Origin of the sequence: Hymenobacter sp. YIM 151500-1 (assembly GCF_025979885.1) — a bacterium.
In the GTDB taxonomy this organism is placed as follows: Bacteria; Bacteroidota; Bacteroidia; order Cytophagales; family Hymenobacteraceae; genus Hymenobacter.
Genome location: NZ_CP110139.1, coordinates 4,335,146 through 4,348,439, shown reverse-complemented (window position 1 = coordinate 4,348,439; position 13,294 = coordinate 4,335,146). Strand labels below are relative to the sequence as shown.

The 13,294-nt window shown below is 56.5% G+C and carries 12 protein-coding genes; all 12 read right to left on the bottom strand.

What is annotated here, in order from left to right:
• Nucleotides 1-2: 2 nt before the first annotated feature.
• On the bottom strand, nucleotides 3-281 hold the full coding sequence (rpsS, locus tag OIS53_RS18080; RefSeq protein ID WP_044003251.1) for a 30S ribosomal protein S19: 279 nt from the start codon (nucleotides 279-281) through the stop codon (nucleotides 3-5).
• A 3-nt stretch (nucleotides 282-284) separates the two neighbouring features.
• Entirely contained in the window at nucleotides 285-1,112 is an 828-nt protein-coding gene (rplB, locus tag OIS53_RS18075) for a 50S ribosomal protein L2 (protein WP_264679972.1), read from the bottom strand.
• 39 nt (nucleotides 1,113-1,151) lie between these two features.
• Complete coding sequence (gene rplW, locus OIS53_RS18070; protein WP_264679971.1) at nucleotides 1,152-1,439, bottom strand: 50S ribosomal protein L23; 288 nt, start codon at nucleotides 1,437-1,439, stop codon at nucleotides 1,152-1,154.
• Entirely contained in the window at nucleotides 1,439-2,077 is a 639-nt protein-coding gene (gene rplD / locus OIS53_RS18065; protein WP_264679970.1) for a 50S ribosomal protein L4, read from the bottom strand. Before rplD ends, rplW begins: the two co-directional genes overlap by 1 nt.
• 9 nt (nucleotides 2,078-2,086) lie before the next feature.
• Complete coding sequence (gene rplC, locus OIS53_RS18060) at nucleotides 2,087-2,707, bottom strand: 50S ribosomal protein L3 (RefSeq protein ID WP_264679969.1); 621 nt, start codon at nucleotides 2,705-2,707, stop codon at nucleotides 2,087-2,089.
• Between the two features lie 295 nt (nucleotides 2,708-3,002).
• Nucleotides 3,003-4,277, bottom strand: a complete 1,275-nt coding sequence (locus tag OIS53_RS18055) for an O-antigen ligase family protein (protein ID WP_264679968.1) — start codon at nucleotides 4,275-4,277, stop codon at nucleotides 3,003-3,005.
• Nucleotides 4,278-4,437: 160 nt separating this feature from the next.
• A complete protein-coding gene (gene rpsJ, locus OIS53_RS18050) occupies nucleotides 4,438-4,743 on the bottom strand; it encodes a 30S ribosomal protein S10 (protein ID WP_022822123.1) in 306 nt (101 codons plus the stop codon).
• A 20-nt stretch (nucleotides 4,744-4,763) separates the two neighbouring features.
• A complete protein-coding gene (gene fusA, locus OIS53_RS18045) occupies nucleotides 4,764-6,905 on the bottom strand; it encodes an elongation factor G (RefSeq protein WP_264679967.1) in 2,142 nt (713 codons plus the stop codon).
• Between the two features lie 97 nt (nucleotides 6,906-7,002).
• On the bottom strand, nucleotides 7,003-7,470 hold the full coding sequence (gene rpsG / locus OIS53_RS18040; protein ID WP_264679966.1) for a 30S ribosomal protein S7: 468 nt from the start codon (nucleotides 7,468-7,470) through the stop codon (nucleotides 7,003-7,005).
• Nucleotides 7,471-7,556: 86 nt separating this feature from the next.
• Nucleotides 7,557-7,988: a 30S ribosomal protein S12 gene (gene rpsL, locus OIS53_RS18035; RefSeq protein ID WP_264679965.1), complete on the bottom strand. Its 432-nt coding sequence runs from the start codon at nucleotides 7,986-7,988 to the stop codon at nucleotides 7,557-7,559.
• A 286-nt stretch (nucleotides 7,989-8,274) separates the two neighbouring features.
• Entirely contained in the window at nucleotides 8,275-8,613 is a 339-nt protein-coding gene (locus tag OIS53_RS18030; RefSeq protein WP_264679964.1) for a DUF3467 domain-containing protein, read from the bottom strand.
• Nucleotides 8,614-8,731: 118 nt separating this feature from the next.
• Nucleotides 8,732-13,084, bottom strand: coding sequence for a DNA-directed RNA polymerase subunit beta' (rpoC, locus tag OIS53_RS18025; protein WP_264679963.1), 4,353 nt, complete (start codon nucleotides 13,082-13,084; stop codon nucleotides 8,732-8,734).
• Nucleotides 13,085-13,294: the final 210 nt, after the last annotated feature.

Sequence of the window (13,294 nt, the reverse complement as noted above, 5' to 3'; positions counted from 1 at the left end):
GATTAGCGCTTGCCTTTATCTTTCTTGGCGATGTGGCCACGGAAGTTGCGGGTGGGAGCAAACTCACCGAGCTTGTGTCCTACCATGTTCTCCGTTACATACACCGGAATAAACTTATTGCCGTTGTGCACAGCGAAGGTGTGGCCAACGAAGTCGGGCGAAATCATCGAGCGGCGCGACCAGGTCTTCACCACCGACTTCTTGCCGGACTCATCCATTGCCGTTACTTTCTTCTCGAGCCGGAAGTCAATGTACGGCCCTTTTTTTAGCGAACGTGCCATTGATTACTTCTTGTTTTTGCGGCTGACGATCAGGTTCTCGGAATACTTATTCTTGTTGCGCGTCTTCTGGCCCTTCGAGAAGATACCGTTGCGGCTGCGCGGGTGACCACCCGACGACTTGCCTTCACCACCGCCCATGGGGTGGTCAACGGGGTTCATGGCCACACCACGTACGCGCGGACGGCGGCCCAACCAGCGGTTGCGGCCAGCTTTGCCGAGACGCACATTCATGTGGTCGCCATTTGATACGGTGCCTACCGTGGCCATGCAGGTAACCAGTACCATGCGCATTTCGCCGGAGGGCAGCTTCAGGGTGGCGTACTTGTCTTCGCGAGCTACCAGCTGCGCATAGGTACCAGCCGAGCGGGCCATGGCGGCACCACCACCGGGCATCAGCTCGATGTTATGCACGATGGTACCCAGCGGAATTTCGCGCAGAGGAAGGGCATTACCTACTTCCGGAGCTACACCCGTACCCGACACTACGGTAGCACCCACGGCCAGGCCGGCGGGAGCAATGATGTAGCGCTTTTCACCGTCAGCGTACTGCAGCAGGGCTATACGGGCGGTGCGGTTGGGGTCATACTCAATCGTCTTCACCGTGGCGGGCACCACGGCCTTGTCGCGCTTGAAGTCGATGATGCGGTACTTGGCTTTGTGTCCACCGCCGATGTAGCGGTTGGACATTTTGCCCGAGTTGTTACGGCCACCGGAGTTTTTGAGGGGTGCCAACAGCGACTTCTCCGGCTCCGACGTCGTAATCTCGTCGAAAGCCGGGGCGATGCGGAAGCGCTGACCCGGTGATGTTGGTCTTAGTTTTTTGAGTGCCATTACTCTTGCTTAAGAAAAATGTCTTGGCGGGAAGCTGGCCTACAGGCCGCTGTAGAAGTCGATAACGTCGCCTTCCTTCACGGTCACGATGGCTTTTTTGCCATGCGGACGGCGGCCCGATACGGCGCCACCTTTCGTGAACTTCGACTTTACTTTACCGATGGTGCGGATGGTGCTGATGCCCGTAACCGTCACGCCGTACAGCTGCTCAATCTCTTTCTTGATCTGAACCTTATTGGCTTTAGTGGCCACTTCAAAAGCATATTGGCCTTTCTCGTTCAGACCCGTGGCCTTTTCAGTCACGATGGGTTTCTTCAGGATGCTCATTACTCAGCAGTGGTATAGAGTTGTTCCAGTGCGCTCAACCCATCTTCCGACAGCAGCAGGGTGTCGGTGTTCAGCAGATCGTGGGTGTTCAGGGCTACGGGAGTAGCCACGCTCACTTTCTGAATGTTGCGGGCCGACAGCACCACGTTCTTGTCAACCGAGCCGGTTACCAGCAAGGTTTTCTTGCCGTTATTCAGCTTGAGGCCAGCCAGAATGGCAGCGAAGTCTTTGGTACGGGGAGCCGACAGGGCAATGTTTTCCACTACCGACACTTTGCCGTCTTTGGCCAAGCTCGACAGGGCCGACAAACGGGCCAGACGCTTGGTCTTTTTGTTCAGCTTGAAGCCGTAGTCGCGGGGCTGGGGGCCAAATACACGGCCACCGCCTACGAACACGGGCGACTTCATGGAGCCGGCGCGAGCACCGCCCGTGCCTTTTTGCTTTTTCAGCTTCTTGGTGGTGCCGTGCACTTCGTTGCGCTGTTTCGACTTATGCGTGCCCTGGCGCTGGTTGGCTAGGTACTGCTTTACGTCGAGGTACATCACGTGCTCGTTCGGCTCCAGGCCGAAGATGGCGTCGGACAGGGTAACCTTGCGGCCGGTGTCTTCGCCTTTGATGTTATATACTGACAGTTCCATCTTCGGGGGTTATTTTTCCAGGACCACGTAAGAGTTCTTGGCACCGGGAACCGAGCCGCTCACCAGAATCAGGTTTCTGTCGGCTACCACGCGCATTACCTTCAGGTTTTGCACTTTCACCCGGTCGTTGCCCATGCGGCCACCCATGCGCATGCCCTTAAACACGCGCGAGGGCCAGGAGCAGGCACCAATGGAACCGGGGTGACGGCCGCGGTTGTGCTGGCCGTGGGTCTGGCCGCCCACACCGGCGAAGTTATAGCGCTTTACAACGCCCTGGAAGCCCTTACCCTTGGAGGTGCCCACTACGTCCACGAACTCGCCTTCTTCAAAGGAAGAAGCATCAATGGTGGCGCCGGCGGTGAAGTTAGCTACCTCGTCGGTGCGGAACTCAACGAGTTTTTTCTTAGGGGTGGTTCCGGCTTTAGCAAAGTGACCAGCCAGTGCTTTGGTGGTGTTCTTCGCCTTTTTTTCGCCGTAACCGAGCTGGATGGCCGAATAGCCGTCCGTTTCGACGGTCTTTACCTGCGTCACTACGCACGGACCCGCCTCAATGAGCGTGCAGGGAATGTTCTTCCCGTCCGGAGTGAAGAGGCTTGTCATACCGATTTTTTTACCGATGATGCCAGGCATTCGATTGGGGTTTTAGAAAAGACACAGCGAAAACGCCCGAGTGGCGTTTTCGGAAATGGAGTGCAAAGCTAGGAAATAGTTAAGGTATATTCTAGCTACGTTCTAAAATATTTTCAGCATCACGCAGTTAGGTTATTCCCGCTATGTACACTTGATGCTCAGGTACTTTCCCTGAACCTCGCGGCGGCTCCAAGCTTCCTTTCAACTTTCCCATAGGTTACTGGCTCGATCCTGCTCTATGGCAGAGCTATGAAAAAGTACAATCACGAACTACAGGCCCGGATTTAGAACCGTATTAACGAGGGCGCCAGCCGTCAGCAGCAGAGGGCTTGCTGCCTTCCAGCGCCAGTAGCAGAAAGAAAAGGGAGAAGGCTATGCCAATCTGCGTTTCTACCGTGTACTCCACCAAAAAGGACAACGTAACGATGAGATACTGCGTCACGAGAATAGGAGCGTACGCCGGCCAGATACTGACGCCAGCATAGTAGAACCCGAACATAAAAAGCAGTACTCCTACCAAACCAAACGCCACAGCCGCGTACAGATATTGATTGTGCGGCAGAATGTAGGCTTGCGGGTTGATGTTGGGAAAATCCTGCTTATAGCGCGCGGCCAGTTCTGCCTCCATGTTGGCCTTACCCACACCGAGCCACGGATTGTCGCCGAAAACCTTGTAGGCTACTCGGTAGGAGTACACCCGTCCAACTAGGGAATAGTTGTTGGCCGAAGCAGTGTGCTCAACCCGGTCTATGTCCTCCCGTGTGTTGGTAAACTTGTTGCGAAACGTAGGAAAACACACGTAACCGACAATGGGCAGCAGTAGCAGTAAGCTCAGCAGCCCGGCAGCCGGCCGAAACCTGCGTAGCCGGATTGCCAGCCACAGCACAGCCACGCCGCCCACAATGTAGAGCGTGAGCAACCCGCTGCGCACGGCCAGCAAATGCTGGAAAAGCGCCAAACTCAGCGTTGCCGTGAGCACCCAGGGCCGCAGGCGCTCGGCTACCGCACGATGCGCCAGTAGTATACTGCCTACTGCCACAGCCAGGGTCACCATCAAGCTGAAGCGGATGTGGTCCGGCTCGGTAGGCATCACCTTCGACTGCAAATAGAGCCCATTGATTTCTTCTTGGTGCAACAGATAGTTGCCTGTGCTGTAGGCAGCGGCACACACAGTCAGAGCAATAAACCACATCCACAGCCCGCGTAAGTAGCGGGTGGGTAGCGGCGGTAGCAGCCAGAAGGCTAGTGGCAGCAGCAGAAACGGCAGCTGTAGCACTACATCCTGCTTATACTTGGCTTCGCTCAGGGTATCCAGGAGCAGACCTGAAAACACATGCACGGCATATACCAGCAAGAAACTCCCGTACCCTACTGCATTACATCGCCGGTAAGCGGCGCGGTGGCGCCAGTAGCAGACCAGTGAGGTTAGTACCAGCCCAGCCATACCAATGCTTGGCAGAATGCGAAAAAAGGAACTGGTGAACAGCCCAGCAATAGTGCAGCCGCAGAAGAAGGCAGCCGCAAGCAGCAAACGAGGTAGCGTGAGTACGGAGCCAGGAAGAGCGGGCATGAAGATGAAACGGACGGCGGGCGTAGTTTGTGGCAGCTAATATACTGCCCCACGGAGCCCATACTCCTTGTTACAGGTTGCACGCCCGGAAAAGAAAACACCCTACTGGCTCCGCAGAACCAGTAGGGTGTTGCTCACATAGTGGTAGATAAATCAGTCCTCAGACTTTGATTTCCACATCTACGCCGCTCGGCAGCTCCAGCTTCATCAGGGCGTCTACCGTCTTCGACGAAGTAGAGTAGATGTCCACGAGGCGCTTGTAGGTGCAGAGCTGGAATTGCTCCCGGCTCTTCTTGTTCACGTGGGGCGAACGAAGCACGGTGAACTTCTCCTTGTCGGTGGGCAGCGGAATGGGGCCACTTACGATGGCGCCCGTAGCCTTCACCGCCTTCACAATCTTCTCCGACGACTTGTCCACAAGGTTGTGGTCGTAGGATTTCAGTTTGATGCGAATCTTCTGGTTCATGTCTGTAATGAGAAAGCGGATTAGCGAACGGGGTTGCCCTTTTGCTTAGCAATAATGCCTTCGGCGAGGTTAGATGGCACCTGGTCGTAGTGCGAGAAGGTCAGCGAAGCCGAAGCACGACCCGAGGTGATGGTACGCAGCGAGGTTACGTAGCCGAACAGTTCCGACAGCGGAACGTCAGCCTTCACCACGTTGGCACCGCCTTTGGTGTCCATGCCTTTCATGATGCCCCGACGACGGTTCAAGTCACCGGTTACCGAACCCGTATACTCATCCGGCGTCACTACTTCAACAGCCATGATGGGCTCGAGCAGTTTCGGACCAGCCTGACGAGCAGCTTCGCGGAAACCACCGCGGGCGGCCAGTTCGAACGACAGAGCGTCCGAGTCTACGTCGTGGTAGGAACCGAAGAACAAACGCACTTTCATGCCATCAACCGGGAAGCCGGCCAGCGGACCGTTCTTCATGGCTTCTTCAAAGCCTTTCTGCACTGGAGCAATGAATTCGCGGGGGATAACACCACCCGTGATGTCGTTCACGAACTCCAGGCCGGGCTTCTCGGGTTCGGTTTCTTTCGGGCCCAGCTCGAACACGATGTCACCGAACTTACCACGGCCACCGGTCTGCTTCTTGTAGGTTTCGCGGTGCTCGACTTTCTTGGTCAGCACCTCTTTGTAGGCAACCTGCGGAGCACCCTGGTTGATTTCTACCTTGAACTCCCGACGCATCCGGTCGATGATGATTTCGAGGTGAAGCTCACCCATACCTTTCAGTACGGTCTGGCCAGTTTCCTGGTCGGTCTGTACCACAAGGGTTGGGTCTTCTTCCACGAGCTTGGCAATAGCCATACCCATCTTGTCCACGTCAGCCTGCGTCTTCGGCTCAATAGCGTAGCCGATTACGGGCTCGGGGAAGCTCATCGACTCCAGAACCAGCGGCTTGCCTTCTTGCGTCAGCGTATCACCGGTCTTGATGTCCTTGAAGCCCACGCCGGCGGCAATGTCACCAGCCTGGATCTTGTCGATGGGGTTCTGCTTGTTGGAGTGCATCTGCATCAGGCGCGAGATACGCTCCTTCTTGCCGGTGCGGTTGTTGAGTACGTACGAGCCCGACTCCAGCACCCCGCTGTAGCAGCGGAAGAAGCACAGCCGGCCTACGAACGGGTCGGTGGCAATTTTGAACGCCAGGGCGGTGAAAGGCTCCGAGTTGTCGGGGTGACGCTCTTCCTCAGCACCGGTGTCGGGGTTGGTACCTACAATGGCAGGCATGTCGAGCGGCGAGGGCAGGTAGGCCATTACCGCGTCCAGCATAGCCTGAACACCTTTGTTTTTGAAAGCAGAGCCGCACATTACCGGCGAGAACTTCATGTCGATAACCGCTTTGCGGATAACGTCCATCATTTCCTCGCGGGTGATGCTGTCCGGGTCCTCGAAGAATTTCTCCATCAAGGTGTCGTCGTACTCAGCTACGCTTTCCACGAGCTTTTCGCGCCACTCCTGTACAGTCTCCACGAGGTCTTCGGGAACCGGGACTTCCTTGTAGGTTTTGCCCTGGGTGGCATCATCCCACACAATAGCCTTACCGGTCAGCAGGTCGACTACACCCTTGAAGGTGTCTTCGGCGCCAATCGGGATTTGCAGCGGCACGGGGTTAGCACCGAGCTTTTCCTTGATTTCGGTAACGGCCTTGAAGAAGTCGGCACCGGCACGGTCCATCTTGTTGACGAAGCAGATGCGGGGCACCTTGTACTTGTCAGCCTGACGCCATACGGTTTCTGACTGGGGCTCTACGCCCGATACAGCGCAGAACAGTGCCACGGCACCGTCGAGTACACGCAGCGAACGTTCTACTTCCACCGTGAAGTCAACGTGACCAGGAGTATCGATCAGGTTGATGCGGTAGGTTTTGGTTTCGGAAGTCGGCTCACCCTGCTCTGTGGGGTAGTTCCACTGCGTGGTGGTAGCGGCCGAGGTAATGGTAATACCCCGCTCCTGCTCCTGCTCCATCCAGTCCATCGTGGCAGCACCTTCGTGCACTTCCCCGATCTTGTGGGTTTTACCAGTGTAATACAGAATACGCTCCGACGTCGTGGTCTTACCGGCGTCGATGTGCGCCATAATCCCAATGTTGCGGAGATATTTCAGTTCTTGATTAACAGCCATGTCTTTGGTAGGGTCTTAGGGACTTGGGGACTTAAGGTCTTAGTTGTCGTGCTAACAAAAAACTAAGACCCTAAGTCCCCAAGTCCCTAATAACTGTTTAGAATCGGAAGTGCGAGAAGGCCTTGTTGGCTTCGGCCATCCGGTGCGTGTCGTCCTTTTTCTTGACGGCGGCACCTTCCCCTTTAGCGGCGGCAATGATTTCGCCGGCTAGCTTGTCCTTCATGGTTTTCTCACCACGACGACGAGCGTACTGAATCAGCCACTTCGAGCCAACGGCAATGCGGCGGTCCGGGCGAACCTCGGTGGGCACCTGGAAGGTAGCACCACCTACGCGGCGGCTTTTTACCTCCACGGTCGGCATTACGTTGTTGAGGGCTTTGCGCCACATTTCCAGGCCGCTTTCCTTGGTGCGCTGCTCAACCAGCTCGCAGGCATCGTAGAAAATGGTATAGGCCAGGTTTTTCTTCCCGTCGTACATCATGTAGTTGACGAAACGGGTTACCAGCGTCTCCTTGTACTTGGGGTCGGGCAGGAGGATGCGCTTCTTCGGTTTAGACTTTCTCATGGGTATAGAAATGAGCGACGGACAGCAGGCAACGGACTAAGAACCATTTGCTAGCCGGCGCCGGGCGCTGCCGCCCTCGTTCTCAATTACTTTTTCTTGCCGGGTGCTGGTTTGCCACCTTTACCAGCTGCTGCGGCCGGCTGGCCGGGCTTCGGACGCTTGGCGCCGTACTTCGAGCGGCGCTGCAAACGGCCGTTTACGCCGGCAGTGTCAAGAGCACCCCGGATGATGTGGTAACGCACGCCGGGCAGGTCCTTTACGCGGCCACCACGGATCAGCACGATGCTGTGCTCCTGCAGGTTGTGGCCTTCACCGGGAATGTAAGCGTTAACTTCTTTACCGTTGGTGAGGCGCACACGGGCTACTTTACGCATAGCCGAGTTCGGCTTCTTGGGCGTGGTGGTGTACACCCGGGTGCAAACGCCACGGCGCTGCGGGCACGAGTCAAGAGCCGGCGACTTCGACTTGGTCGTCAGCTTCTCGCGGCCTTTTCGTACTAACTGGTTGATGGTAGGCATCTACGGAATGGTTTGTCCAGGAGGGTTCTCTCCAAAAATTAGGCTTGCAAAGGTATAGACTTGCGGTTGAAATAGCAAACGAGTTGAAATAGTTTGTTTTAGACGTGCTAGACTGCGCTTTCTTGGTGAATTTCTATCTCCTTATTGGCAGTTCTACCTGCCGTTTGGGGCTGAAGGTTTCCTTCATAATGCAAGTTCTAGTTCCATCCGCTGCCTGTGCTGCTTAACGCAGAAGCGGCTCTTACTTTTCAGTAAAAGCCGCTTCTGCGTTAAGTGACAGTTTAGCTCAAGCCTCCCCCATTGCGCCACCAAATCCCATCGGGTAACCCGGCGAATCAGGCTGCTGCTTGATGTTGCCAAAGGATTGCTCGTACCGCTCGATATTCTCACTCAGAGCAGCCTGAAGGCGCTTGGCGTGTTCAGGCGTTAGGATGATACGAGCCTTTACCTTGGCTTTGGGCAAGCCGGGCATCAACCGAATGAAGTCAATGACAAACTCGCTGTTGCTATGGGCAATCATCGCCAAGTTGGCGTACTCGCCTTCAGCAATGTCTTCCGACAGCTCGATATTGATGGCGTTGGGGTCTTGTGGGGCGTTGGAGTCAGGCTGATTTGGCTGCTGCATGGTCAAAGCAAAACGAAAACGTGAAATGTGGCTATAACCACTTTATAAAGCTACCTATAAAAAGAAAAAGCCGACCGGATTTCTCCAGTCGGCTTCTCTTATTCACTTAACTCCAAGCTTACTCCGACACCGACTCGCGGCGCGAGGCGCGGGCGGGGCGCTTGGCGGGAGCAGCTACATCGTCGGTCTTAGTAGCCTGAGCGGCTTCCATTTCCTCTTTCGAGCCGACCACCTGACGCGTGTACTCGCGCAGACCGGTACCAGCCGGGATGAGGTGACCTACGATTACGTTCTCTTTCAGGCCCAGCAGCTCGTCGGCCTTGCCACGGATGGCAGCTTCCGAAAGCACTTTGGTCGTTTCCTGGAAGGAAGCGGCCGAGATGAACGACTGGGTACCCAGCGACGCCTGCGTGATACCTTGCAGCGTGGGCCGCGATACGGCCGGCTGGGCGTCACGCACTTCCACCAGGGCGAGGTCACGACGCCTCAGGCTGCTGTTCTCGTCGCGCAAGCGGCGAGCCGTCACAATCTGACCGGGCTTCAGGTTGGTCGAGTCACCGGCGTTGGTCACCACCTTCATGTCGATGATGGTGTCGTTTTCCTCCATGAAGGAAATCTTATCCACCACTTGGTGCTCCAGGAAGCTGGTGTCGCCGGCGTCCAGAATTACAACTTTCTGCATCATCTGGCGCACGACCACCTCAATGTGCTTGTCGTTGATCTTCACACCCTGCAAGCGGTACACTTCCTGAATCTCGTTCACGAGGTACTCCTGCACGGCGCCGGGGCCCTGGATGCTCAGGATATCCGAAGGTGTAATGGCACCATCCGACAGCGGCATGCCGGCGCGGATAAAGTCGTTGTCCTGCACCAGAATGTGCTTGGACAGCGGCACCATATACTTCTTCTTCACCCCGTCTTTCGACTCTACGAAGATTTCGCGGTTACCACGCTTTACGGTACCGTAGGTTACCACACCGTCGATTTCCGACACAACGGCCGGGTTCGAGGGGTTGCGGGCTTCGAACAGTTCCGTAACGCGGGGCAGACCACCGGTAATGTCGCGGGTTTTGCCCACGGCCCGTGGAATCTTGGCCAGGATGTGACCAGCCTTGATTTTCTCGCCGTTCTCCACGTTCAGGTGCGAACCTACGGGGATGCTGTACGCTTTCTGGCCTTCGGTGTCGCCCTTCTTGCCGGGGCGCACGATAATGGCCGGGTTCTGCGTCTTGTCCTTGGATTCAATAATCACCTTCTCGCGGTGGCCCGTCTGCTCGTCCGACTCTTCACGGTAGGTGATGCCTTCCGTGATGGCGTCGTACTGCACACTGCCGTCGAACTCGGCCAGAATCACGGCGTTGTACGGGTCCCAGTTGTTCAGCTCCTGGCCTTTCTCTACTTCCTGACCTTCGTCAACCAGCAGGAACGAGCCATAGGGCACGTGGTTGGAGATGAACACCTTGCCGGTGCCTTTCTCCACAATGCGAATCTCGCCCGAACGGCCCATTACCACTTTCACCGGCTCGCCTTCGGCATTCACGGTGTCCACGGTCCGGATGTCTTCAAACTCGATAACGCCCGCAAACTTGGCTTTCAGGCTGGCTTCTACGGCAATGTTGGAGGCCGTACCACCCACGTGGAAAGTACGCAGCGTGAGCTGGGTGCCGGGTTCACCGATGGACTGAGCAGCAATTACACCGACAGCCTCGCCCTTCTGCACCATGCGGCCCGACGACAGGTTGCGGCCGTAACACTTGGCGCAAATGCCGCGCTTCGATTCGCAGGTCAGCACCGAGCGGATTTCTACCGACTCGATGGCCGTGTTGTCGATGCGGCGGGTGATGTCCTCAGTGATTTCCGAACCAGCGGCCAGAATCAGCTCATCCGTCAGCGGGTCGATGATATCGTGCACCGCTACGCGACCCAGAATACGCTCGGCCAGTGGCTCTACCACGTCCTCGTTGTCTTTCAACGCGAAGGTTTCGATGCCCCGCAGCGTACCACAGTCGTTTTCGTTTACGATAACGTCCTGCGACACGTCCACCAGACGGCGGGTCAGGTAGCCGGCGTCGGCCGTTTTCAATGCGGTGTCGGCCAGACCTTTCCGGGCACCGTGGGTCGAGATGAAGTACTCGATAACGTCCAGACCTTCTTTGAAGTTGGACAAGATCGGGTTTTCAATAATCTCACCTACCGAGCCTTGCAGCGACTTCTGCGGCTTGGCCATCAGACCCCGCATCCCGCCAAGCTGACGAATCTGCTCCCGCGAACCACGGGCCCCGGAGTGCATCATCATGTAAATCGAGTTGAAGCCCTGGTTCTCCTTTTCGAGGCGACCCATGAGGGTTTCAGTGATTTGGTTGTTGATGCGCGTCCAGATGTCGATAACCTGGTTGTACCGCTCATTGTCCGTAATCAGACCCATCTGGTAGTTCTGCGTTACGGCAGCTACGTCGGCCTGCGCTTGGGCAATGAGCTTGTCTTTTTCGGCCGGGATGTTGATGTCACCTAGGCCCATCGACAAACCACCTTTGTACGCCGACTGGAAGCCCAGCGTCTTAATGTCGTCGAGGAACTGGGCAGTGCGAGCCATACCCGTGCGCTTAAACACCAGCGAAATGATTTGCTGGAGCTTTTTCTTAGTCAGCAGCTCATCCACGAAACCAACTTCCTTGGGCACAAGCTGGTTGAACAGCACGCGGCCGGCTACGGTTTCGATGATTTTGGTTACCAGCTCATCGTTTTCATCACGCACCTGCGTCCGCACCTTGATATAGGCGTGCTTTGACAGCTGGCCTTCGTTGATGGCAATGACTACTTCCTCATCGGAGTAGAACATGCGGCCTTCGCCGAGCACTTTCTCGTCGTCGGTGCTGCGCTTGCCCTTGGTCACGTAGTACAGCCCGAGCACCATGTCCTGCGACGGTACCGCAATGGGCGCGCCGTTGGCGGGGTTCAGGATGTTGTGCGAAGCCAGCATGAGCATGGAGGCTTCCAGGATAGCAGCCGGCCCCAGAGGAACGTGCACGGCCATCTGGTCACCGTCAAAGTCAGCGTTGAAGGCGGTACACACCAACGGGTGCAGCTGAATAGCTTTACCCTCGATGAGGCGGGGCTGGAAGGCCTGGATGCCCAAGCGGTGTAGCGTAGGGGCACGGTTGAGGAGCACCGGGTGGCCTTTCAGCACGTTCTCCAGGATGTCCCACACCACGGCGTCCTTGCGGTCCACAATCTTCTTGGCCGACTTCACCGTCTTCACAATGCCGCGCTCAATGAGCTTGCGGATGATGAAGGGCTTGAACAGCTCGGCGGCCATGTTCTTGGGCAGACCGCACTCATGCAGCTTCAGCTCGGGGCCTACCACGATAACCGAACGGCCCGAGTAGTCCACACGCTTACCGAGCAGGTTCTGGCGGAAGCGGCCCTGCTTGCCTTTCAGCATATCGGACAGCGACTTCAGGGCCCGGTTGCCTTCGGCGCGCACGGCATTCACCTTGCGCGAGTTGTCGAATAGCGAATCCACAGCCTCCTGCAACATGCGCTTTTCGTTGCGCAGAATCACCTCCGGCGCTTTGATTTCAATCAGGCGCTTGAGGCGGTTGTTGCGGATGATAACGCGGCGGTACAAGTCGTTCAGGTCGGAGGTAGCGAAACGACCACCATCCAAGGGCACAAGGGGACGCAGTTCCGGCGGAATCACCGGTACCATGCGGATAACCATCCACTCGGGCTTGTTCTCGATGCGGGTAGCGGCGTCGCGGAAGGCTTCCACCACACGCAGACGCTTCAACGCCTCCGCTTTACGCTGCTGCGAAGTCTCGTGGGCCGCGGAGTCACGCAGCGAGTAGCTCAGCTCGTCGAGGTTGATGCGCTCCAGCAGGAGTTGCAGCGCGTCGGCGCCCATGCGGGCAATGAACTTGTTGGGGTCCTCGTTCGGCAGCATCTGATTCTCCCGCGGGAGCTTGTCGATGATGTCGAGGTACTCGTCTTCGGTCAGGAAATCGAGCTGCTGCACGCCTTCTTCAGCCAGCAGACCAGGCTGAACAACTACGTACCGCTCGTAATAGATAATCTGGTCGAGCTTCTTGGTGGGCAGGCCCAGCAGGTAGCCGATTTTATTGGGTAGGGACTTGAAGTACCAGATGTGCGCCACGGGCACCACCAGTTCGATGTGGCCCATCCGCTCCCGACGCACTTTCTTCTCAGTCACCTCCACGCCGCACCGGTCGCAGATGATGCCTTTATAGCGGATGCGCTTGTATTTGCCGCAGTGGCATTCCCAGTCCTTCACCGGACCGAAGATCCGCTCGCAAAACAGGCCGCCCATCTCGGGCTTGTATGTACGGTAGTTAATCGTCTCGGGCTTCACCACTTCCCCGTTCGACCGCTCCAGGATGGATTCGGGCGAGGCCAGCGAAATGGTAACTTTCGAGAAGTCCTGTACCAGTTTCTTGTTTTTTGCAAACGCCATGTAGGGTAGCTGTTGTTAGCTGTTGGCTGTTATCTGTCGGTTGGTTCCGCCGCGCTTAAGCGTGGTCGGAAAGAACGTAACAGTTCGACTCTGCGAAAAGTGCTCTGCGGGTCGGACAGGTACGCCGCGCAGTAGATTTCCGCCAGGTCTAGGTAATAGGTTGATTCAGAATCTGAATCGGTTTGCGGCTCGTTGCTGCCGAGGTTGATG